This is a genomic window from Sulfuriflexus mobilis (genome assembly GCF_003967195.1).
Lineage (GTDB): Bacteria > Pseudomonadota > Gammaproteobacteria > AKS1 > AKS1 > Sulfuriflexus > Sulfuriflexus mobilis.
The window spans coordinates 2506067-2528242 of sequence record NZ_AP018725.1; the positions used below are offsets into that span (position 1 = coordinate 2506067).

Annotated in this window: 20 protein-coding genes; 6 read left to right on the forward strand and 14 right to left on the reverse strand. The window is 55.5% G+C overall.

What is annotated here, in order from left to right; genetic code table 11:
- Nucleotides 1–238 precede the first annotated feature (238 nt).
- The 3 genes from rapA (at nucleotide 239) to EL386_RS12445 (ending at nucleotide 4329) form a co-directional block, all read left to right on the forward strand.
- Nucleotides 239–3112 (forward strand): RNA polymerase-associated protein RapA, encoded by a 2874-nt coding sequence (rapA, locus tag EL386_RS12430; RefSeq protein ID WP_126456560.1) that lies wholly within the window; start codon nucleotides 239–241, stop codon nucleotides 3110–3112.
- A 255-nt stretch (nucleotides 3113–3367) separates the two neighbouring features.
- Complete coding sequence (locus EL386_RS15715; protein WP_197722086.1) at nucleotides 3368–3934, forward strand: sulfur globule family protein; 567 nt, start codon at nucleotides 3368–3370, stop codon at nucleotides 3932–3934.
- A gap of 98 nt (nucleotides 3935–4032) precedes the next feature.
- Nucleotides 4033–4329 (forward strand): ArsR/SmtB family transcription factor, encoded by a 297-nt coding sequence (locus EL386_RS12445; RefSeq protein WP_126456561.1) that lies wholly within the window; start codon nucleotides 4033–4035, stop codon nucleotides 4327–4329.
- Here EL386_RS12445 and EL386_RS12450 read toward each other — a convergent pair.
- From EL386_RS12450 to arfB, 3 genes are all read right to left on the reverse strand, one after another.
- Nucleotides 4326–5921, reverse strand: coding sequence for an ABC-F family ATPase (locus EL386_RS12450; protein WP_126456562.1), 1596 nt, complete (start codon nucleotides 5919–5921; stop codon nucleotides 4326–4328). The genes EL386_RS12445 and EL386_RS12450 overlap by 4 nt on opposite strands.
- A gap of 116 nt (nucleotides 5922–6037) precedes the next feature.
- Nucleotides 6038–6649, reverse strand: a complete 612-nt coding sequence (locus EL386_RS12455; protein ID WP_126456563.1) for an HAD family hydrolase — start codon at nucleotides 6647–6649, stop codon at nucleotides 6038–6040.
- Nucleotides 6650–6703: 54 nt separating this feature from the next.
- Complete coding sequence (arfB, locus tag EL386_RS12460; RefSeq protein ID WP_126456564.1) at nucleotides 6704–7129, reverse strand: alternative ribosome rescue aminoacyl-tRNA hydrolase ArfB; 426 nt, start codon at nucleotides 7127–7129, stop codon at nucleotides 6704–6706.
- A gap of 219 nt (nucleotides 7130–7348) precedes the next feature.
- On the opposite strand from arfB, the gene EL386_RS12465 reads away from it, so the two are divergent.
- Both EL386_RS12465 and EL386_RS12470 read left to right on the forward strand, forming a co-directional pair.
- Entirely contained in the window at nucleotides 7349–7780 is a 432-nt protein-coding gene (locus EL386_RS12465; RefSeq protein ID WP_126456565.1) for a hypothetical protein, read from the forward strand.
- A 246-nt stretch (nucleotides 7781–8026) separates the two neighbouring features.
- The gene (locus EL386_RS12470) at nucleotides 8027–9298 is read left to right on the forward strand and encodes an NAD(P)/FAD-dependent oxidoreductase (RefSeq protein ID WP_126456566.1); all 1272 of its coding nucleotides are present in this window, start codon (nucleotides 8027–8029) and stop codon (nucleotides 9296–9298) included.
- An 86-nt stretch (nucleotides 9299–9384) separates the two neighbouring features.
- On the opposite strand, the gene EL386_RS12475 is transcribed toward EL386_RS12470, so the two are convergent.
- From EL386_RS12475 to recQ, 8 genes are all read right to left on the reverse strand, one after another.
- Nucleotides 9385–10305 (reverse strand): AEC family transporter, encoded by a 921-nt coding sequence (locus EL386_RS12475; RefSeq protein WP_126456567.1) that lies wholly within the window; start codon nucleotides 10303–10305, stop codon nucleotides 9385–9387.
- 8 nt (nucleotides 10306–10313) lie between these two features.
- A complete protein-coding gene (locus EL386_RS12480) occupies nucleotides 10314–11498 on the reverse strand; it encodes a BaiN/RdsA family NAD(P)/FAD-dependent oxidoreductase (protein WP_126456568.1) in 1185 nt (394 codons plus the stop codon).
- 65 nt (nucleotides 11499–11563) lie between these two features.
- Complete coding sequence (locus EL386_RS12485; protein WP_126456569.1) at nucleotides 11564–12025, reverse strand: hypothetical protein; 462 nt, start codon at nucleotides 12023–12025, stop codon at nucleotides 11564–11566.
- A 114-nt stretch (nucleotides 12026–12139) separates the two neighbouring features.
- Nucleotides 12140–13804 (reverse strand): sensor histidine kinase, encoded by a 1665-nt coding sequence (locus EL386_RS12490; RefSeq protein ID WP_126456570.1) that lies wholly within the window; start codon nucleotides 13802–13804, stop codon nucleotides 12140–12142.
- Nucleotides 13805–13846: 42 nt separating this feature from the next.
- Complete coding sequence (locus tag EL386_RS12495) at nucleotides 13847–14509, reverse strand: M48 family metallopeptidase (RefSeq protein WP_172597723.1); 663 nt, start codon at nucleotides 14507–14509, stop codon at nucleotides 13847–13849.
- A 128-nt stretch (nucleotides 14510–14637) separates the two neighbouring features.
- Nucleotides 14638–15228, reverse strand: a complete 591-nt coding sequence (locus EL386_RS12500) for a hypothetical protein (RefSeq protein ID WP_126456572.1) — start codon at nucleotides 15226–15228, stop codon at nucleotides 14638–14640.
- A gap of 55 nt (nucleotides 15229–15283) precedes the next feature.
- Nucleotides 15284–15850 carry an elongation factor P-like protein EfpL gene (efpL, locus tag EL386_RS12505; RefSeq protein WP_126456573.1) on the reverse strand — a complete coding sequence of 189 codons (567 nt, stop codon included), beginning with the start codon at nucleotides 15848–15850 and terminating at the stop codon, nucleotides 15284–15286.
- 75 nt (nucleotides 15851–15925) lie between these two features.
- Complete coding sequence (gene recQ, locus EL386_RS12510; RefSeq protein ID WP_126456574.1) at nucleotides 15926–18073, reverse strand: DNA helicase RecQ; 2148 nt, start codon at nucleotides 18071–18073, stop codon at nucleotides 15926–15928.
- Nucleotides 18074–18327: 254 nt separating this feature from the next.
- Between recQ and EL386_RS12515 the strand changes: the two genes are divergently transcribed.
- The gene (locus EL386_RS12515) at nucleotides 18328–18714 is read left to right on the forward strand and encodes a glutaredoxin family protein (RefSeq protein WP_126456575.1); all 387 of its coding nucleotides are present in this window, start codon (nucleotides 18328–18330) and stop codon (nucleotides 18712–18714) included.
- A 48-nt stretch (nucleotides 18715–18762) separates the two neighbouring features.
- Here the strand turns inward: EL386_RS12515 and EL386_RS12520 are convergent, their stop codons facing one another.
- From EL386_RS12520 to EL386_RS12530, 3 genes are all read right to left on the reverse strand, one after another.
- Nucleotides 18763–19113 (reverse strand): YdbL family probable chaperone protein, encoded by a 351-nt coding sequence (locus EL386_RS12520; RefSeq protein WP_126456576.1) that lies wholly within the window; start codon nucleotides 19111–19113, stop codon nucleotides 18763–18765.
- A gap of 29 nt (nucleotides 19114–19142) precedes the next feature.
- Nucleotides 19143–19340 carry a YnbE family lipoprotein gene (locus tag EL386_RS12525; protein ID WP_126456577.1) on the reverse strand — a complete coding sequence of 66 codons (198 nt, stop codon included), beginning with the start codon at nucleotides 19338–19340 and terminating at the stop codon, nucleotides 19143–19145.
- An 86-nt stretch (nucleotides 19341–19426) separates the two neighbouring features.
- Nucleotides 19427–22156 carry an intermembrane phospholipid transport YdbH family protein gene (locus tag EL386_RS12530; protein ID WP_172597724.1) on the reverse strand — a complete coding sequence of 910 codons (2730 nt, stop codon included), beginning with the start codon at nucleotides 22154–22156 and terminating at the stop codon, nucleotides 19427–19429.
- Nucleotides 22157–22176 lie beyond the last annotated feature (20 nt).

Sequence of the window (22176 nt, forward strand, 5' to 3'; positions counted from 1 at the left end):
ATCTAAGGTGACTTACAGGAGGAAACCAAGAGGTGCTTCTGAAAAGACCGAGATAATGAGTAAACTATGTCTAGTGTAACCGTATATTTACCCAAAATACCAATAAAATATTCAAGCAGCGGCTTGTTCTATAAGCAAAAACCTGACTGGGTCGGCACGGCTTATCGGCCGCGCACTCAGGACATCCGCCGACAAATCCACTACCATAGCGGCCCCCGAACATCAGCGTGGAAGTAGCGTGCAAGAATTCATTATTGGCCAGCGTTGGATCAGCGATGCCGAAATCCAGCTAGGCCTGGGTAGTATTATCGACGTCGATCCGCGAAGTGTCACCCTGGCCTTTCTCGCCACAGCCGAGAAACGTACCTATGCCCGGCAAACGGCGCCCTTAAGCCGTGTGGTGTTCGGTGACGGTGACAGCATCAGCAGCCATGCCGGCTGGGAAATGAAGGTGACCGCTGTCACCGAGGAAGCCGGCATACTGACTTATCACGGGCAGCGTGAAGATAATGGCGCACTGGCCAGCTTGCCAGAGGGAGAATTAAACCCGCTGCTGCAGCTCAACCGCCCGGCCGAGCGTCTGTTTGCCGGGCAGATCGACCCGAACAAGTGGTTTGAACTGCGTTACCTGACCCTGCAGCACATTAACCGGCTCAGCCATTCCGACCTGCGTGGCCTGAGCGGCGGCCGTACCAGCCTTATCCCCCATCAGCTATATATCGCTCATGAGGTCGCCAACCGCTATGCGCCTCGCGTGTTACTGGCCGATGAGGTAGGCCTCGGCAAGACCATTGAGGCCGGGCTGATCCTGCATCAGCAGTTGCTGACTGAACGCGCACAACGCGTTCTGATCGTGGTGCCGGAGAGCCTCGTCCACCAATGGCTGGTGGAAATGCTGCGTCGTTTTAACCTGCGCTTCAGTGTCTTTGATGAAGAGCGCTGCACGGCACTGACCGATGACGATGACAACCCCTTTCACAGTGAGCAACTGGTGCTCTGCAGCCTGGAGTTCCTGAGTCGTCATCCAAACCGTTTCAAGCAGGTCTATGTCGGTAACTGGGACCTGCTCGTGGTCGATGAGGCGCATCACCTGCAGTGGTCTCAGGAAGGGGCAAGCCTCGAATATGAATTGATCGAATTGCTGGCTACCGAGGTCAGTGGGGTATTGCTGCTCACGGCAACCCCCGAACAACTCGGCAAGGCCAGTCACTTTGCGCGTCTGCGCCTGCTGGACCCGGACCGCTTCCCCGACTACGACAGCTTCATAGCAGAAGAACAGGGTTATGAACCCATCGCCCGGGTAGTCGAGCAATTGCTCGGTGAGGAAAACCTCGATGAGGCGGCACAACAGATCCTTGCCGCAACACTGAACGAGCCAGACCAGCGCGCCCTGCTCGACACATTGTCTGACCCGGACGGGAGTCCCGAGGCCCGCCGGCAACTGGTTGAACACCTGCTCGACCGGCACGGTACCGGCCGCGTGCTGTTCCGCAATACGCGCAGTGCAGTAAAAGGATTTCCGCAGCGCGAACTGCATCGCTATGCCCTGCCCCTGCCCGAGGCCTATGCGCAAACCCTGGCCGGGCTCGACAGGGATTGCGACCCACGCCTGTTGCTGTGCCCGGAGCTGGCCTATCAACTCGATGACGCTAACAATACCGGACAGTGGATCAAACTCGACCCACGTGTCGACTGGCTCAGCAAGCAACTCAAGACGCTACGCCCGGCCAAGGTATTGGTAATCACCGCCAACGTCTATTCCGCCATCGACCTCGCCGAGGCACTGCGGACCCGCACCGGCCTGCACGCCGCGGTGTTTCATGAACAACTGAGCCTGATTGAGCGTGACCGCGCCGCGGCATGGTTTGCCGATCAGGAATTCGGCACCCAGGTACTGATCTGTTCCGAGATCGGCAGTGAGGGCCGAAATTTCCAGTTCGCCCATCACCTGGTACTGTTCGATCTGCCCCTCAACCCGGATCTGCTCGAACAGCGCATCGGTCGACTGGATCGTATTGGCCAGACCGAGACAATTCGGATCCATGTTCCCTATCTGGAGCACAGTGCACAACAGCTGATACTCGACTGGTATCACGAGGGTCTGTCGGCCTTTGAGCACACCTGTCCGGCCGGGCACAATGTCTTTGTCGAGGTAAAGGCGAGATTATTGCAGGCCCTGCACACACCACAGGCGGATCATGGTGCCTTCATTCTGGAAAGCAAAAAATTACATGACGAGTTAAACGCGGCCATGCATCGTGGTCGCGATCGCCTGCTCGAATACAATTCCTGTCGCCCGCATGTGGCCGAACAATTATGTGAACGTGCCCGGCAAAACGATCGGCAAACCAGTCCCATGCAATACCTCGAGCAGGTCTTCGATGCCTACGGGGTGGACAGTGAGGTACATGGGGAAAACAGCTTTGTCCTGCACCCCGGCGATCATATGCAGACCAGCAGTTTCCCGGCCCTGCGTGAAGAAGGCATGACTGTGACCTATGATCGCGACACGGCCCTCGCCAACGAGGACATGCAGTTCCTCAGCTGGGAACACCCGATGCTCACCGGCGCCATCGATATGGTACTGGGAAATGAACAGGGTAATACGGCCATGGCCTCCATCAAGGTCCGAGGCCTGAAGCCCGGCAGCCTGTTACTCGAGTGCCTGTTCAGCCTGGAATCCAGTGCCAATACCGCCTTACAGGCCAGTCGTTACCTGCCACCAACCACGATCCGGGTCGTGCTCGACCAAGGCGGTCGAAACCTGCACGAGGCCCTGCCCCATGAATCGATTAATAAAGTACGTGAAAAGGTCGATAATGAAACCGCCGCAACCATCGTGCGTGCCTATAAGGCAGAGTTGAAGGACATGCTTTCGTCCTGTGAGAAACAGGCTGCCGAGCAAGCCCCGCAAATTCTGGCCGAGGCGCATCAGGGAACCCGTGACACGCTGCAAACAGAAATCGATCGTCTAAAGGCCCTGGCACAAGTTAATCCCAATGTCCGCGATGACGAAATAAAGTTTTTCAGCCTGCAGTTACAGGCCCTCACCGAGGTGCTGGATGCCGCAGGGCTGCGCCTTGAGGCCTTGCGCGTATTGATCACAACCTAAGTTCTCCCAGGTACCGCTAATTCATCAATTATGCCCATCTCAAGGTATATTTAGCCTATCCCCCCGAAATATATATGTTCTTTATGAGATGTATCTACCTGTTTATATTGAATAAAAATAAATATTACAATTCTCTAATATTATGTATTGATAATATTAGAGCACAGTAATACTATGCGTCCACACTGGTTAGCCAGCCAAAGATTTAAGCAATACCCAATAAACTTTAATCAATCGAAAGAGAGGGGAATTACAATGAACATGAAAACATTATTTGCTGTTGCCATTATGGCCGCACTGCCACTGACGTCTGCCCAAGCATGGTGGGGTCCTTTTAACAACAACGGTAACGGTTGGAGCAACGGTCAAGGTAATGGTCACGGTAACGGTCAGGCCAATGGCGACATGTCTTTCAACATGGGCGCTCGTGGTAATGGTCGTGCCAATGGTTACAATGGCTATAACAACGGTTACAACGGCTACAACAACGGTTATGCGCCTTACGGTTATGCTCCCGTAGCACCTGCTCAGGCTGCTGCTCCTGTTGCCCAGAACACAGCTGCTCCTGTAGCACCTGCTCCCGTAACACCTGTTGCTGCTCCTTACTACCAGCATCCATATGCTAATAACGGTTGGGGCAATGGTAACGGTTGGGGCAATGGCAACATGTCTTTTGACATGGGCGCACGTGGTAACGGTCGTGCCAATGGTTACAATGGCTACAACAACGGCTACAACGGTTACAATGGCTACAATAACGGTTACGCGCCTTACGGCTATGCACCAGTAGCCCCTGTTGCACCAGCGCAGGCTGCCAAGTAATAAATTTTTGCTTGCCGGAACTGAAAGGCCCGGTGTTAACACCGGGCCTTTTTATTGCGTACAATCGCACACACTGATTAATTTACGACGAAGAATTTATGAATAAAGATTGCGATATCACATGCACCGCGAAGACGCTTAAGGCCATTGCTCACCCTTTGCGCCTGAAGATCCTTTGCACCCTGAATGAAGACGAGTTATCCGTAAAAGATATCGTCGAAAAATCAGGCTCCTCGCAAAGCAATATCTCCCAGCATCTGAACTATCTCCGCGATAAAAACATACTGAGCGCACGCCGCGATGCCAATCGCGTGTTTTACCGCATCGCCAAACTCGAGTTGATTGGCGTCATCAAGATGATGCAGGAACTCTATTGCCAGAACGAAGCCGCCTAATTATCAATACCCTTGCTCTGCAGGTACTCTTCGTAAGTACCACTGAAATCGACCAGGCCTTCATTTTCCATATCAATGATGCGTGTTGCCAGTGAGGAGACAAACTCACGGTCGTGACTGACGAAGATCAAGGTGCCTGGGTATTTCTCCAGAGCCATGTTCAGTGACTCGATCGATTCCATATCAAGGTGGTTGGTCGGTTCATCCATAAGCAGGACATTGTTCTTCAGCTGCATGAGCTTGCCGAACACCATACGACCCTGCTCACCACCGGAGAGCACCTTCACCGACTTGTTAACATCGTCCTTCGTAAACAGTAGTTTACCCAGGGTGCCGCGAATAACCTGTTCGTCTTCGCCCTTTTGCTGCCACTGGCTCATCCACTCGAACACGGTCATGTCCTGCGCAAAGTCAGCCGCGTGATCCTGGGCAAAGTAACCGAGACTGGCATTCTCTGACCACTTGACGATGCCCTTATCAGGCTTCACCTCGCCAACCAAAGTCTTCAGCAGGGTCGTCTTACCGATACCATTCGGGCCGATCACGGCAATACGCTCACCGGCCTCGACCATCATGTTCATATCCTTGAACAACGGGCCTTTATCATAGCCCTTGGTCAGGCCCTCGACCTCCACGGCCAGGCGATGTAATTTCTTATCCTGATCAAAATGAATATATGGATTCACTCGGCTGGATGGCTTTACATCCTCCAGCTGGATCTTTTCGATCTGCTTGGCGCGCGAGGTCGCCTGGCGGGCCTTTGAGGCATTCGCCGAGAAGCGGGCGACGAACTGTTGCAAGTCGGCGATCTGTGTCTTCTTCTTCGCGTTGTCGGAGAGCAGGCGCTCGCGGGCCTGGGTCGAGGCCAGCATGTACTGGTCATAGTTGCCCGGGTAGACACGCAGTTCACCGTAATCAAGATCGGCCATATGCGTACAAACACTGTTGAGGAAATGACGGTCATGCGAAATGATAACCATAGTGCTGTTGCGCTCATTGAGCACGCCTTCTAACCAGCGGATCGTGTTGATGTCGAGGTTATTGGTCGGCTCGTCGAGCAGCATAATATCCGGGTCGGCGAACAGGGCCTGGGCCAGCAGCACGCGCAGTTTCCAGCCCGGTGCAACCTCACTCATCGGACCGTTGTGTTGTTCGAGCGGAATGTCCAGACCGAGCAGCAATTCACCGGCACGCGACTCGGCGGTGTAACCATCCAGTTCGGCAAACTCGACCTCGAGCTCGGCGACCTTCATGCCGTCGTCTTCGCTCATTTCCGGCAGAGAATAAATGCGGTCACGTTCCTTTTTGACTTCCCACAATTCGCTATGGCCCATGATCACGGTATCCACCACCGTGTACTCTTCATAGGCGAACTGGTCCTGGCGCAGCTTACCGACACGCTCATTGACATCGATCGAGACATTGCCCGAGGTCGGCTCGAGCTCACCGCCGAGGATCTTCATGAAGGTCGACTTGCCGCAACCGTTGGCGCCGATCAGACCGTAACGGTTACCGTCACCGAATTTGACCGAGATGTTTTCGAACAGCGGCTTGGCGCCGAACTGCATGGTGATATTGGCTGTAGAGATCAAAAGACTATTCCAGAATGAGGTTAATCAGAGGTTATCCGGCGCATTATCGCATAATTTGCCGCCCAATCGCGATTTCTGCTGACTATTTTCCACGACCCAGAGGCCGCCTTCGGTACTCAATCCGGCAAAATGGCCTCGAGCGCGGCCTCAAATCCCTGCCGATCGATATAGCGGATAGCCTGGAGTCCCATTGCCTGGGCCCGGGCCACGTTGCCGGCATCATCATCGATGAACAATACCGCCGCCGCGGGCAGATTCAGGTCGGCAAGCACATCGGCAAACAGGCCAGGGTCGCGCTTGCCCTTGCCAAGGTAATAACTGTTGTAGATCCGGTCAAAGGCCTCGCTAAAGTGATAGCGGTTATCGAGTTCATCCAGCCAGTGTGTCTGATCGCTGAGGATCCCGGTCACAACCCCCTGCGCACGTAATTGCCGAACCCGTTCCAGCATCCACGGGCGGGGCACGAAGCCGTGCAGGATGCGCTCACTGAGCAGTCCATCGTCACCGCGCAGCCCTGTCCGTTCGCGCAACAAGGCCCAGAACCCGGCAGCAGTGCCCTTCCCCAGCACAAAGCCTGAGTCATACACCGCCTGCATACCCTGTGTGGCGATATGCCCTGTATCGAGTCCCTGCTCGATGGCCAACGCCATCAGCCCCTCGCGAAAACCTTCTTCGGCCAGCACACCACCAAAGTCAAACAAGACCGCCTTGATCGCGCCAGCCGTCATGGCCTTTTCCTACCCATGGTCACGTGATTCAACTTGCCTTACTCTCATCTCGCTTCACTGATTGTTATAGTCTGATACCTTGCCACGCAAGGTCTTGGTTTTGCCCCGTTGACCCTTCTGCTGGAGGCGCTTTTGTTGTGAACCTGGGGTCGGTTTGGTTGGGCGGCGTGCCTTTTGCGTTACGGCTACACTTTTAATCAGTTCCCGCAGCCGCTCCAGCGCATCCTCACGATTTTTGTCCTGGCTGCGGAAACGCTGTGCCTTGAGAATGATGACGCCATCACGGCTGATACGCCGGTCCTTGAGCTTCAATAGCCGTTGTTTATAAAAATCCGGCAGGGAGGAGGACGGAATATCAAAGCGCAGGTGCACGGCGCTGGCGACCTTGTTGACATTTTGCCCGCCCGCCCCCTGCGCACGGATGGCGCTTATCTCGATCTCGGCATCCGGGATGGCGACATTATTGGAAATTTGCAACATGACCCCTCAAGACTCACACGGGTGCCAACACCCCACCCACCGCGTACCGGGCAAGCCCGAAAAAGTATTTGACAAGTTTTTCCGGAACACGAAAAAACCGCCCTCATAATGACAGGAATTAATCACTAAAAATAATAAATTTACCGCCGACTCGGTTAAGGTTTGCTTAAGCAAAATGTGTTCTCATAAAAAGATATTAGTCTGTAAAAGGAACGCTTTATGTTGAATATACATGGAATTATCCGCCATCTCAGCCTCCTGCTGATTTTCGCCGGTTTTGGCATCCCGGCAGTGGCTGCCGACGCAGATATTCTGTGGGCCCCAAAGACCGTCAAGGGGGGCTTCACCATCAAACTACCGGGCATCGACAATGATGCACTCGTTGATGAGATCGCCGCGCTGCAGACCGCGCTCAAGCACGACAAAAAGCTGTTGTCCCGCGAGGCGGAGCAAAAACGCTTCACCAGCAAGGATACTATGCTGGCAGCCTTGTTGCCCGGCGGCCTGCTGTATGCCGCCTACAAGAAGAATGCCCATGCCCAGGCAGTAAGGGTCTATGCGCAGGTCTCAGCCCAGCTCAAGGAGATCACTGCTGACCTCAAGGCCTTCACGACCACCGGCGGCCCGGTCATGGTCGCCCACGCACGCTGAAGCATTCCTGACCATGTAGTTTAATGCGGGACACATGGCATGTCATGTGTCCCGCGCCTTGTATTCACCTCACTGAAAGGCCGGATAGTAGCAGAGAATAATATTGATTCTGATCAAGGCGTCTGCAGCGTTTTTATACTAGTTTGCCCTTCTTTAGCCTTGATATATATTTACGTCGATTTGCATAAAGGCTCCTGTTCGCAATGCCCTGTCCATAGGCGAGATCGAAAACAGAGGATTCCCACAATGGCTCATATTGTAATTCTAGGCGCTGGTATCGGTGGTATTGCCTCTGCTTATGAGATGCATGACCTCAAACGCGCGCAAGACAAGATCACCGTTATTTCAAACAGTGACCATTTCCAGTTCACCCCTTCCAATCCATGGGTCGCAGTACGCTGGCGTAAACCGGATGATATCAGTGTAGCCATGGGGCCTGTCTTCAAGGACAAGGGCATCGACTTTATCTCTACCGGTGCCAGGCGTGTATACCCCGACAGTAATGAAATCGAACTCAACGACGATTCACGTGTGGTTTACGATTATTTGATCATTGCAAGCGGTCCGCGTCTTGCATTCGACGAAATCGAGGGCCTTGGTCCCGAGGGGCATACCGCTTCTGTATGCACCACGGATCATGCCGCTGACGCCGCACAGCGCTGGGACAAGTTTGTAGCAGCCCCTGGTCCCATCGTAGTCGGTGCCGTGCAGGCCGCCTCATGCTTCGGTCCCGCTTATGAATTTGCCTTTATCCTGGACGCCGACCTGCGTAAACGGAAGATCCGAGACAAGGTCCCCATGACCTTTGTCACCTCGGAACCCTATATCGGTCATCTTGGTCTTGGCGGTGTCGGTGACTCCAAGGGGATGATGGAGAGTGAACTGCGCAACCATCACATTAATTGGATCTGCAACGCCAAGGTCAGCAAGGTCGAAGCGGATAAAATGTATGTGAGTGAATACGATGAAAATGGCAATGAAAAGAAGCAGCATGAACTCCCGTTCAAATACAGCATGATGTTGCCTGCCTTTACTGGCATTGACGCAGTTCGGGATGTCGAGGGTCTCGCTAACCCACGTGGTTTCATTGTCATCGATGAATTTCAACGCAATCCCAAATACCCCAATGTCTATGGCGTAGGGGTATGCGTCGCCATTGCGCCGCCCGTTGCTACACCCGTGCCTACCGGCGTCCCCAAGACCGGCTACATGATCGAGACAATGGCCTATGCCGCTGCGGCCAATATCTGCGCGACCCTCGACGGCAAGGAAGCGACGGCAAAGGCGAGTTGGGATGCCATCTGCCTTGCCGACATGGGTGATACAGGTATCGCCTTTGTCGCAAGCCCACAGATCCCGCCACGCAACGTCAATTGGATGAAAAAAGGCAAGTGGGTACATCTCGGCAAAGTGGCCTTCGAAAAGTACTACCTGCGCAAGGTCAGGAAGGGGATCACCGAAAGTGTCTACGAAAAGTACATATTGAAGACCCTGGGCATCGAGAAGCTCAAGAGCTAAAGTTGGGGCGTAGTGATTATTGTTAAATCACCACACTCCCTCCAGTTCCATACATCGGCTATCAAGAACCTGTACCCAGGCCGTGTTTAGCCGATCAGCCAGCCATACCATAACGGCAAGGTGACCAGACTCAGGGCCGTGGTCACGGTGACTGCAGCAGCGTAGAGACTGACATCGAGCTTGAAACGATCACAGAGCACGAGGCCAATCACCATACTCGGCATGGCCGCCTCCATGACCACCGCGGCGCGCAGTTCGCCGCTCATGCCCAGACTGTTGGCTACCAGCATGACAATGGCTGGCACCAGTAACAGGCGCACGACCACCACCGGCACCAGGCTGGGTAACAGGTGCCAGCGTGAACGCGACCATTCCAGGCTCAAACCAAGGGAGAACAGCATCAGCGGCACTACGCCGCGCTCGAGCAGGGACAACATGCCATCGAGCACCAAGGGCAATGGCACATCACCCACATTCAGTATCACCGCCAGCACGGCCGCCCACATCGCCGGGATACGCAGCAGACTACGATAAATTGCATAACTCTTCTCACCACTGGCGCCGAGGCGCGACGCAACCAGCACACCGACGGTGAACAATAATGGCGTACAGGCGAACAGATCATATTGAATGGCCACACCACGCGCCCAGGGGCCGAAGGTCGCCTCCAGGACCGGCAGACCCAGGTAGGTGGCATTGGGGAAGGTCGCAGCCAGGATCACCGCCCCGGCCTCGGCCGAAGAATTCCGGCACAGGCGACAGGAGAGAAAACCGACCGCCAGTCCGGCAAAAATACCGACCGCACCGGCAATGGCGATCAATACCGAGGTCTCACCCAGCTCGGCCTTCCACAACACCGACAGCACTAATGCGGGGAGTAACAGATAATAAACCAGCGAAGTCAGCACGGTACGGGTCGGCATCGCCGCAAGACCTGCCGGCTGCAGCAGGCGCCAGCCAACCCCGCAGATTATCAGCCCCGCCATCTGGATAATCACTTCAAGCATGTGTGCACCTACACCGATTGTCCGGCCACATAGCCGGACGACCAGGCCCATTGAAAATTAAACCCGCCTAGCTGTCCACTGACATCGACCACCTCACCGATGAAATACAGGTCTGGCCGGGTCTTGCTCTCCATGGTCTTCGACGACAGGTCATGGGTATCGACGCCGCCCATGGTAACCTCCGCGGTGCGATAGCCCTCGGTGCCGGCCGGGGTCAATCGCCAATGATTAAGCTTTTTGGCGACCTCCAGCAGCTCCTTGTCGGCAAACTCGGCCATGGGTTTTTCTGCTGACTCCGGCCACCAGAGTTGTTCCAGCTCCGTGACCAGTTTCTTTGCTAACACGGCGTTCAACACCGTTCGCAGCAAGGACTTCGGCTGTTGCCGCTTGGCCTTGCTGACTAAATCCGCTGCATCCGTCTCCGGCAACAAGTCGATTTCGATCGACTCACCCTCCCGCCAGTAACTGGATATCTGCAACACCGCTGGGCCACTCAGGCCGCGGTGGGTAAACAACAACTGTTCAGGAAACGAGACCGACCCACAGCTTATACGCACAGGCAGAGACAGACCCGACAAACGCCCACTCATCTCCTTCAGCGCACCGGAAAGGGTAAAGGGCACCAGCCCGGCGCGACGCGGCAATACCTGCATGCCGTACTGTTGTGCGAGGCGGTAACCAATGTCCGAACCACCCAGTGTCGGGATCGACAGACCACCAGAGGCCACTACCAGCGATTGGGCATGGAATTCACCCAGGCTAGTGTCGAGGTGAAAACCGTGATCACACTCAACCTTGTCCAGTTCACAACGTGTGAGGATCTCGACACCAGCCTGCTCGCACTCCGCGAGCAGCATGGCCAGGATCTGTTTCGAGGAATCGTCACAGAATAATTGTCCCTGGGACTTTTCGTGGTAGGCAATGCCGTGTTTCTCGACCAGGGCGATAAAGTCCCACTGCGTGTAGCGGCTCAGGGCGGATTTACAAAAGTGCGGGTTGTGCGAAAGATAATTGCCCGGCTCGCTATACAAATTGGTAAAGTTACAGCGCCCGCCACCGGACATGAGGATCTTTTTACCGACCTTGTTCGCCCGCTCCAGTAGCAGCACGCTCTTGCCACGTTGCCCGGCGGTCATCGCGCACATCAGGCCCGCCGCACCGGCACCGATAATGATCACATCATAAGACTTCATAGGTCAATCTAACCATAAAAAAACGCCCTTGCGGGCGTTTTTTATTACCACTCAAGAAGTGTTATTTACGCAGCTTTTTTGGCACGCTTTTTACGACGCTTCTTCTTTGGCTTGTTGAGGATCTTGTCAGCCTTCTCAATAACCTTTGTATAGGCTGTGGCCACACGGTGACCCGCCTTCAGCGCAGCCAGTTCAGCGGCATGGACACTTTTTTCAATCTTGGCCTTGTCCAGAATCTTTTTGGTAGCAGCAATATCCTTGGCTACAGTCTTCAGCGCCTTACGGGTTTCGCCAGTTGAATCCTTCTTGTTCTTGGCTGTCGCGGTCTTCTTGCGCTTCATCAGTGTGGCGCGCTTCTTGCTCAGCTTCTTCACTTCAGCCCCTGCCTTCTTAGCAGCCTTGCTGCGTGCTGCAACGGCTGCTTCAGCGTCATTCCATGCAGCTGCCAGGCTTTCAAGGGCGGAGGAAATCTTCTTGTGTACAGATGCGCTGCTAGCGACTGCTTTTGCTTTCTTTGCTTTTGCCATGATTTTTTCCTTGATTATTTACAGAATTTTAAATCGGTGCAGTGACTATAACAAAAAGTACATAGTAAACAATAGCAAACGTATAAAATCGCTTGTTTAAATAATTATTACATGCTAATTCGCACTGCTGGCACATTCAATACATGGAAATTCAATATAAAAAGTGGTCCCCTCACCAAGCCTTGTATCGAAACCGATCTCGCCTCCCATTTGCTCGACCAGCGCCTTCGATATACTCAGGCCCAGGCCGGTTCCCCCTTTAATACGTGCGTTGGTAGCATCGCTTTGCGTAAAACGATCAAATATCGTCGCATGAAAATCCTTCGGGATACCTGGCCCATGATCCGTCACCGCAATGCGTGCCCGGCCATCATTGTTGCTGAGATCGATGTCAACCACACTCCCCGACGGCGAAAATTTTGCCGCATTGGAAAGCAGATTACTTAATACCTGCGACAACCGCACCGGGTCCGCATTGATACAAATTTCCTGCTCACCATCAGAGAGTGCAAAATCTATCCCGGATTCGGTGCCATAATGCCGGTTATCCTCTATATTCTCAGCCAACAGGCCAGACACTGACACCGGCATCATTTCCAGGACAATGTTACCTGAATCAATTTTTCCTATGTCCAGAATGTCGTCAATGATAGAAAGCAGGCGATGTGTATTGGAAACGGCAATGTTTGCCAGGGATGAGACTTCCTCAGAAATTTCACCCGCTGCACCACCGGTGATCAGGCTGACGGCCCCATGAATCGAGGTCAGAGGGGTACGCAACTCGTGACTGACAGTGGAAACAAACTCATCCTTGAGTCTTTCAATTCGCTTTTCATCTGTGACATCCTCAATAATCACAACCACTTCGTCGTTTTGCTCCATGCCACGAAAAAATGCGCGTATGGCGACATTCTCATCACCACCGATGACTCCTGCATGGGTTTCATACTGGTTTGACTCGCCCGCCAGGGTATTGGTAATAAAGCCCCTGAAGTCCTCATCCATCGTCTCGGCCAAAATACCTGAACCAATGAGCTGTTTCCTCTCATGTCTCGCCAGGCGGCAAAAGGTTTCATTGCAGTCAATAATTACGCCATTTTTATCAAAATGTGCCACACCCAGGGGCGCTGAATGAAAAATATTTTCATACTTATTCTGGGTTTCCTTAAGCGTTTTTTCCCTGTCCGCAGCGGCAAAACGCAATTCGATATTTTGTCGTGCATTTTCGAAAAAACGTCTCGTTGAAGATACGATGATAAACATGTAAACCACGATCATCGCTCCCATGGCGAATGCCATGCCTTCACCGTCACGGAAGAATTGTGCGGCAAGCGGGGTCAGCATCAATAACACATGCAGTGTTGCCGGCAGACGTAAGTAGGACAGTGTCGTCACTGCGCCGGCACTCATCCCAGCAAAAATAAAGGCGAGGAAGGCCTGATGGGTAATACTCTCGTCCGGGAACAGAAATATCGCCGCACTCGCCCAGACGCATGCTGTTAACAGTGCGCCTGAGGTAAATAATTGCCCCCATCGCTGTACACTTAACGCATCATTATTGTTTGCATACCAGCCGGCCAGCGCACCACGGTAGAGCACCACCAACAGCATCGCCAGCCCCCATAACACCAGTTTTTCATGTGCAATCACTGCCCATAACACGGCCAGCATTAATGCGCTGTTGATGCTTATCGCCGCAACAGACAGGGGCATGCCTGAAAATAACAGTCGCAACTGCTCGGCGTAGACGGGGTCTTGTTGTTGCCTTGGTGCTGACATACATCACTTTTTTTATGACTATAGCCGGGAAGATAACACGAATTAGTCTTTATCACTTGTCCAGGCAGGGGTGTATTGCCACGCCTGCCTGATAGCCTGGTGAGTATCCCTGTAACCCGGCATGCGGGCGGCAAGCATGGCCCAAAATTGCGGCGAGTGATTCATCTGCACGGTATGACACAACTCGTGCAAAAACACGTACTCGACGTGATGTCTCTCAAGGAACAATAATTGCGCATTGATACTGATCGTGCCACGAGAAGAGCAGCTCCCCCAGCGTGTCTTCTGCATGCTCACCCGGGTCTTTTTATAAGGTAAGGAATGGGTATGGCTGAGCGCCTCAAGCCACGGCACCAGTTCGATATGTGCCTGCCTCAACAACCAGCGACGCAGGGCGGCGCGGCAGGCCTTCTTATCGGTGATATTGCCCCGCACACGGACACGCTGCCCGGTATGGCTTCGCGCACTGACATGTGTCGCTGTGCTATGTGCATACTCGACAGACCAGGTCTGCCCAATAGCCCTCAGCGACAGTTGTTCGGGCAGGCCCTCGTCGGCATCGTCTGGCATGCGTTCGGCAAACTCTGCCAAAACCTTTTCCAACCAGGGTCGCTGCGTCGCCAGCAGGGCCGGGATCTGTCCTGTATCGAAACCCCTGGGCACCACAACCACCAGCCCCTGCGGGGCGGACACCTTCAGGCGCACATGCCTCGCCCGTGCCGACACCCTGACCGTATAGTCAGGCAGCCGCTGCGGCCACGTGTCCGTAGGGCGGGTTTTGTAAAAAAGCGACTGAAGGTAGGTAACGAGATCCCGCATTGATTCGCGCCTGTCTATTTTATTACTGGCGTGAAGATTTTCTTCTTATAGGGGCTGGCCTCAATCCGGCTGCGTTCCTCATCGCTAAGTGTCCTGCTTTGTGTCTGCGTCTCAACAACCTCACTAGAACGAATATTGATAATACTCGTCTCTACCTGGCCATCGGCAAACACCCGTATCCGTTGCATGCGGTCTTTGGAGACCATGGAGGTCGCCTCGGTGTACTTCAACACGGTCATCTCATAGCTGACACCGTCTATTAATGTAACCTCACCGGCATGCGCCGTACCGATCAACCCACCCAGCGCCGCATGCTGTTTGCCCAGACTGAAGGGGATGAACTGGCGCGTCGAACCGCTTTCAACGAGGATGTCACCGGTCTTGAATATCTTCACAGTGACCTCGACACGCATGGCGATCTCGGCAACAGGTTGTATCTCAATCGACTCGACCAGCAATGGGGTCTGCGTCATTAATGCCTGGTTATACTCGGCATTCTCCGCCGGTACCGTAACGAAGTTCTTATACAGTGTATAACCGCCATTGGTGACACCCGCGGAACCAGCCAGAATGCCCAGGGTAAGGGAAATCTCTTTTAATGCCATCGTTCACCCACTCCGGATAGTTGCTGTTAACTTGCCGTTGTTTCCCTCACGGCAGTCATGCCCGGGAGATAAATTTACCGTTACTCGTATTGACCTTAACAAGCTCACCATTCTCCAGGTACTCCGGTACCTGTATCTCGAGACCGGTCGTCAATGTCGCCGGTTTGGTCCGGCCGGTGGCCGTGGCCCCCTTGATGCCGGGGCTGGTCTCGGTAATCGTCATGTTCACAGACTGTGGTAACTCGATACCGATGATCTCCCCGTCCATGAGCAGCGCGGTGATCCCTTCCAGACCTTCGGTCAGATAACCGAGTTGACCTTCCAGGTCATCGCCATTGAGACTGTACTGACTATAGTCTTCCATATTCATAAAGGTGTACAGGTCACCGTCCTGGTAAGAGTACTGGACCTTGGTGCGCTGGCAATCGGCATCCTTGAGCAGGTCATCACCCTTCAGGGACTCATCGAGTTTCTGACCGGTCTTCAGGTTGGTAAAACGCACCTTGTAAAGGGTCGAAGCACCCCGAGAAGAGGGGCTTTTTGCCTCTACTTTTTTGACGGCATGTGGGTCACCGTCGATTTCTACAATCATGCCACGTTTCAAATCACTCGCCTTTGGCACCTTTGGATCCTCATTAAATACTGAATAGTTAAAATTATAACGTATACGCTGCTAAACAGCGTCAGACATATTTTCTCAGCCCTGGTTCAGGGAGGCCTTCACACAACGCAACACGGCATAGTCGTACTCGCCGTTCAGGGCCTCGAACACCGGCTTGAGCTTGTTCGGCTCCTCGCTGTGTTCAAAGGCAAAACGAATCGCAGTGATCACCTCCGCATCCAGCCCGGTGACCTCACGCACATCCAGCTCACCGAGCTCGATAACCTTGGCGAGATGGTTCATGACTGTGCTCGTAGTCAGCCCGCGCTGGTTCGCGATCTGCTCCGCATCCATGCCGAGTCGAAACAGTTGCAGGCTCTCATCAATGGTATCCGTTGCCGGGGCATTCTCATCGGCGAGGTGTTCACGAATCACACCGAGAAACTCATCGCCATAGGCCTCGAGCTTGCGCTCGCCGATGCCGCTCAGTCGCCCCAGCTGTTCGAGTGTCTCTGGACGGTAGCTGACCATTTCCATCAGAGTCGCATCGTGGAAGATCACATAGGCCGGTACCGACTGTTGCGTGGCGAGCTGCTGGCGTTTGTCACGCAGGGCCTGCCAGAGGGCCTTGTCGGCCTTGCCGGCAAACTGGCTGGCCTTGCGGTCCCGTTTCGCGGTTCCGCCACGCGCGACCAGCTTGCGCAACATCAATGGTTGTTCACCCCGTAACACCGGTCGACAGGCCTCGGTCAGGTGCAGGCCGCCATAGCCTTCCAGGTCCACGCTCAACAGGCCGTGTGCGATCAACTGCCGATAAAGATTTCGCCAGGCGTTTTGATCCAGGTCCTTGCCGATGCCAAAGGTGGTGAGTTTGTCGTGACCGGCGTTGCGGATGCGCTCGTTGTCTTTACCGAGCAGGATATCAACGAGGTAATTCACGCCGAAGCGTTGCCCGGTGCGGTGCACACAAGACAAGGCCTTTTGCGTAGCGATGCTCGCATCCCAGGTCTCGGGTGGCGTCAGGCAGGTATCGCAGTTACCACAGGGCTGCGTCAGGCTGTGGTCATCAAAATATTCGAGCAGGGCCTGTCGGCGGCAACGCGTCAGTTCACAAAAGCCGAGCATGCTGTCGAGCTTGTGACGCTCAATGCGCTTGTGGTTTTCATTCGCCTCCGAGCTTTCCTGCATCTGCCGCAGCATGATCACATCCTGCAGGCCATAGACCATCCAGGCATTCGCTGGCTGACCGTCACGGCCGGCGCGACCAGTCTCCTGGTAATAGGCCTCAAGACTCTTGGGTAGATTTAAATGCGCAACAAAACGCACATCAGGTTTATCGATGCCCATACCAAAGGCGATAGTGGCGACGATGATCACACTATCCTCGCGCAGAAAACGTTCCTGATTCTGGCGGCGCTCCTCGGCGGGCAGACCGGCATGATAAGGCAGGGCCTTCAGGTCTTTTTGCGCCAGCCACTTCGCAGTCTCATCGACCTTCTTGCGCGACAGGCAATAGACGATACCCGCATCGCCCTCGTGTTCGTTATGAATAAACCGCAACAGGCGGTCACGGGCATTGCCCTGATTCTCGCTGATGCGATAACAAATATTCGGCCGGTCAAAACCGGTGATGAACTGACGCGCATTGCCCAGTGCCAGCCGCTCAACGATCTCGCGGCGCGTGGCGTTATCGGCCGTCGCGGTCAGGGCAATACGAGGGACATCGGGAAAGCGCTCATGCAGGACACTGAGCTGGATATACTCGGGGCGGAAGTCATGCCCCCACTGCGAGACACAGTGCGCCTCATCGATTGCAAACAGCGCCAGTCGTGACTGCGACAACATACTCAGGGTACGTTCCATCATCAGCCTTTCCGGTGCCACATACAGCAGGTCCAGTTCGCCGTTGCGCACCGCCTGCTCGACCCGATAGGCCTCTTCCTGACTCATCGAGGAATTCAGAAACTCCGCCCGCACCCCAAGTTGCTGCATGGCCGAGACCTGGTCGTGCATCAGCGCGATCAACGGCGAGACCACCACACCCAGGCCCTCGCGCAGCATGGCAGGAATCTGATAACACAGCGATTTACCGCCACCCGTCGGCATGAGCACCAGCGCATCACCGCCTTCGAGCAGTTGACAGATGATCTCGTCCTGCGCAAAACGGAAGCGCTCGTAACCGAACACCTTGGAAAGCAGGTCTTGGGCCGGGCTCAGGGCGTCATTGTGGGCGGAATCTGGCATCAGGGCTGGCAGTCTCGGTCAACGCGCATCCAAGTGCAAGCCCGACCCATCATTGCGGCGCGACCTTAGCCAGAATCCACGCCCTAATATAAAACTGGATTACGGCTAGGGCCCGCCGCAATGACGAAAAGAGCCAAAACCAGCAATTCCTTTGAATTCAGGGCACCACCCGCGCTACACTGCGCACCCTGAGCAAGCCCGTGCTTGCTACTCACAGAAACCGAATCACAGCGTTAGCGAAACTATTTAGAATCATGAAGTACATTATCCGCCCCTTCTTCCAGCTCATTCGACTCCTGCTCGGCCCGGTTATCTTACTCTGGGACCTCGTCACCACGCCAAAAGGCATCGAGCGCCCCGAGATCGAACAGGACGAGGTCGACCGCAAGACGAAGAGCCTGGTCCTCTACCAGTTCCGCACCTGTCCGTTTTGCATCAAGGTGCGCCGCGCCATGAAGCGCCTGTCACTGAATATCGAGATCCGGGATACGCAACGCGACATTGCCAACCGTGAAGCACTGTTGCTCGGTGGCGGCACCATCAAGGTGCCCTGCCTGCAGATCACGGATGAACACGGAAATGTTAGCTGGATGTATGAGTCGGACGAGATTGTCCGCTACCTGCAGGAACGTTTTACTTAACCCATCCCTGGCACAGACACCCCTGGCGGCATGCCCGTTATCGGCGGGTTACTTCCTCGTCCAGGCACCCGAGGGGCTTTGCACATACTGGCCCGGCGGTGTCAGTTCAATGGCCTTCTTGCCAGCCAGCACCTCGACCACCTGAACGGATGTGCCATTGCGCCGGGCAATACCTTCATAATACGTTCTGCGCCCGTCGTTGACCTGCTGCACCAGCGCCTGCACCGCCGCAGAGGCTTTGACGACACCCAGGTAACCATCAAGCTGTTCGCCCACCAGCCCCTGGGCCTTGGCCGCTTGCAGATCAAGCGCCCAGGCCTGCGTTGACCAGGCCGCCATGCTGAAGGCGCTCAGGCTCAGCAGCAGTGTCAGTAAATGGATTGTCAGTGTTCTTTTCATAGTCGTCATCCTGTTATCCCGCGGCGGCCTCAGAACAGCCCGCTGTCTTTCTTGAACAGTGCGTCGAGTTCCTTGTCGACCTTAACCCTGATCTCATGCTCGATTTTTACATTGAGGTTAATGGTGATGGGTTTCTCGGGTGCCTCAAGCTGAACCTTGTGGGTACAGGCGGCAAGCACCAGCAGCATGGCAGCTGAACCGGTGAAGACTAGCAAGAATCTTTTCATATTATCACTTCGCATTCACTGAGCATCTTGTTGTTGACGATAGCACCCTATCCAAACCGCATCCAGTCACGCGTTACTATCGGTTATCAGCGGCCTTGTTCACGTTGCTGGATGCCCTCACCGACCTTTTCGCTGATTTCATCTGCCAGTCGCAGGCTGCGCAACAGCATGAGGACGTTTTCCTCGACATTCACATTAAGATGGACAGGCCGGCCACCCTCAAGTTCCGGATTTTTGCCTTCAAGCCTCAGCTGCATGGTCAGGCTGCCGTCCGGTGCATAGTTCACATCTGTCTGCAGCAGGTGGTAATGAAAGTCTCGCAGGGCCGTGAGCAACAGCTGCAGGTTCGGATTGCCCTGCGCCAGCGCCTGCACCCGTGCATCGCCGGCATAACGCAGCACGCCGCCGGGGGCACGGGCGACCAATCGCCCCTGCCGCATGGACAGGCCATCACGATCGAGCACCAGGGGCAACTCACCATCGATAACACCGGTACCGTAGAGGCCCTTATCCTGTTCAAGCTTGAGCAATGCCCCGATATCCAGCCCGCTGACGCGGATGGTGAAGGGATTCCGCTCGCGCGCCAGGTCCAGCTCGATGTGATCACCGGCGACCTGGCCGCCGAGTGCCTGTGCCTGCAGGGCATTGATGCTGAACACCGGCTTGCCGCCCAGCGGCACCGACATCGCGGCCTGCAGGGAGATGTCGGTAATGGGGAATCCCGGATTCAGCGTCGCCAGGCGGATAGTGGCCGGGGTTTCAAGCCGTGGCGACGTCACGCCACGCAGCATAACCGCGCTGCTCAGGCCGGCGAAGGTCGTTTTCTGGTAGGCACCGCCGATGTCCTCCAGACTGATACGCGTTGTCTGATCCAGCGACAGCGCGCCCTTCTTGTTAGCTGTTTCCGGCCGCCAGTTCAGGCGGCCCCCGGCCAGCAAGCGGCCCTTGTCCAGGTTCAGCGCCGGGGGCCAGCCGTCAAATAGCCGGGCGAACAGGCGCCTGTCTGGCGTGAAGTTTATAGGGTCGATATTGAACGTTGCCTGACCGCGGTTATCGGCCTGCCTATGCACCGCGTCTATGTGCGCGTTGATGCCGCCCCCGGCCGCAGACAATGTTAACTGCGCCTTCGCACCGGACTGGTCCGCCTGGACAGCGGCCTGCACGCTGTCCAGGCGAACAGAATGCCCCCCCGTATGCAGCGACACCGCCGCCATCTCCCCCCGCGCCTGCACCGACCAGCCGTTCGCGGTGCCGGCAAGTGTCTTTAACCGTAGTTGTGTATTGCCCGTCTGCAGGGTCTTGTCGCCCAAGGTGGCCGTGGGCAGCAACAGGCGCAACGCGAACGGTGCACAGTGCCACGACGCAGGGCTCAATGGGTAGGCACAGTCTGCCGGGCTTTCCAGCGTCGCCGTCAGTGACGGGGCCACAAACCCTGCCGAGGCAAACCCGTCCAGCGACAAGGCCGTCCCCGGTTGCAGTGCCAGCATCAGGCGGTCTTCTCTCAGGGCAAGTGTTGCCGTGCCGGTAAGAGCCGCACGCTTGGCCGGCAATGGCTGTGCCTCAAGCAGGCTACCGGCAAATGTCAGCATCGCCCGCCCCTGCAGGGGCGGGCGCAGGCCGATATCGAGTGCCTGTGCGGATAGGTGCAGGTCCATCGCTGCCCCCGCCTCGCCGTAGTCGAGGCGCAAGGTATCGCGGGTTTGCAGGCGCGGGTGGGCAAGAAAGTCTGCATCGATACGGGCCTGACCGGATACCCCGCCCGGGGCCGTGATGATCACCGGCAACCGCTGGCCATCACGGCCCCGGGCCTGTAGCCATGTCTGCATGGCAGAGGGCGCCTCGAGGCGGGGGTAAAAGGTGACACGCGCACCGTCCTCAATATGCCAGTGCAGCAGGCCCTCCTTTAGATCGATCGTGAGGGGTAAGGCAACACGAAGCCCCTCGACCGCCCCCAACACACCCGGCATCTCGACATCCAGCGATGCCCCACCCTCCAGCCACAACCCGGCTAAGGGTACGTGTGGATCCTGTGCAAGCGGCAAGCTCAGCTGACCCTGTCCCTTGAGGTGGCCACGCATGGTCGGCACGACACCGGCTACTTGCCAGGCGCTGAACGCAGCCTGCAATGCCTGCAAATCGCCCTCCACAGCCACCTGCGCCTGCAGGCGCTGGCCGTTGTCGATGAGCGGCCCGCTCGTCAGTGACAGGTACGACGGTTGTGCCCCAGCCGGTGAGACCAATAATGCCATCTCGCCGCTTGGCATAAGACGGAGATCGGCATGCAGCGGTTCCCGCCCCTCGGCCTCCAGATCAAGCCTTGCCTGCAGCCGTCCGCCCCTTACCAGAATATCGGCCCGCATATCAACCGGCGCATCGCCCCCGCTTGATTCGTCATAGAGACGCAGCTGCGTCAGCGTCAGTTGCTTAAACGGCAGGTCGGGCAACCATGCAGCCGGCAAGGGGATCGAAGCTATCGTCGGTAATGGCATATCCACACGGACACCCGGCAACGCACTGATCCGCACCGCCACCCTCGGCAACTGGATATGTCCCAACCGACCAAACAGGAGTTCATCGAGACGGTAACTGATCTGAATATCGCTGGCCGTCACCGCGAAGCGCTTACCGCTGCCACGGTAGACAAACTTTAATGTACGAATACGGCTGGCCTTCAGACCGAGCTCGGCGATCTGCAGCCGCGCCGCATCCACCCCGAGTTTGCTGAGCCGGTGTTCGACCAGCCGCTCCACGATGCCGGGCAGGCTGACTATCAGCATGATCAGTAAGCCACTGAACGCTGACAACAGCATTATCATCCTGCGACGCCTGTTCAAAT

Coding starts and splice junctions, on each gene's coding strand:
- EL386_RS15715 (WP_197722086.1), top strand. CDS start 3,368: ATGAACATGAAAACATTATTTGCTGTTGCCATTATGGCCGCACTGCCA.
- EL386_RS12445 (WP_126456561.1), top strand. CDS start 4,033: ATGAATAAAGATTGCGATATCACATGCACCGCGAAGACGCTTAAGGCC.
- EL386_RS12455 (WP_126456563.1), bottom strand. CDS start 6,649: ATGACGGCTGGCGCGATCAAGGCGGTCTTGTTTGACTTTGGTGGTGTG.
- arfB (WP_126456564.1), bottom strand. CDS start 7,129: ATGTTGCAAATTTCCAATAATGTCGCCATCCCGGATGCCGAGATCGAG.
- EL386_RS12465 (WP_126456565.1), top strand. CDS start 7,349: ATGTTGAATATACATGGAATTATCCGCCATCTCAGCCTCCTGCTGATT.
- EL386_RS12470 (WP_126456566.1), top strand. CDS start 8,027: ATGGCTCATATTGTAATTCTAGGCGCTGGTATCGGTGGTATTGCCTCT.
- EL386_RS12475 (WP_126456567.1), bottom strand. CDS start 10,305: ATGCTTGAAGTGATTATCCAGATGGCGGGGCTGATAATCTGCGGGGTT.
- EL386_RS12480 (WP_126456568.1), bottom strand. CDS start 11,498: ATGAAGTCTTATGATGTGATCATTATCGGTGCCGGTGCGGCGGGCCTG.
- EL386_RS12485 (WP_126456569.1), bottom strand. CDS start 12,025: ATGGCAAAAGCAAAGAAAGCAAAAGCAGTCGCTAGCAGCGCATCTGTA.
- EL386_RS12490 (WP_126456570.1), bottom strand. CDS start 13,804: ATGTCAGCACCAAGGCAACAACAAGACCCCGTCTACGCCGAGCAGTTG.
- EL386_RS12500 (WP_126456572.1), bottom strand. CDS start 15,228: ATGGCATTAAAAGAGATTTCCCTTACCCTGGGCATTCTGGCTGGTTCC.
- recQ (WP_126456574.1), bottom strand. CDS start 18,073: ATGCCAGATTCCGCCCACAATGACGCCCTGAGCCCGGCCCAAGACCTG.
- EL386_RS12515 (WP_126456575.1), top strand. CDS start 18,328: ATGAAGTACATTATCCGCCCCTTCTTCCAGCTCATTCGACTCCTGCTC.
- EL386_RS12520 (WP_126456576.1), bottom strand. CDS start 19,113: ATGAAAAGAACACTGACAATCCATTTACTGACACTGCTGCTGAGCCTG.
- EL386_RS12525 (WP_126456577.1), bottom strand. CDS start 19,340: ATGAAAAGATTCTTGCTAGTCTTCACCGGTTCAGCTGCCATGCTGCTG.
- EL386_RS12530 (WP_172597724.1), bottom strand. CDS start 22,156: ATGATAATGCTGTTGTCAGCGTTCAGTGGCTTACTGATCATGCTGATA.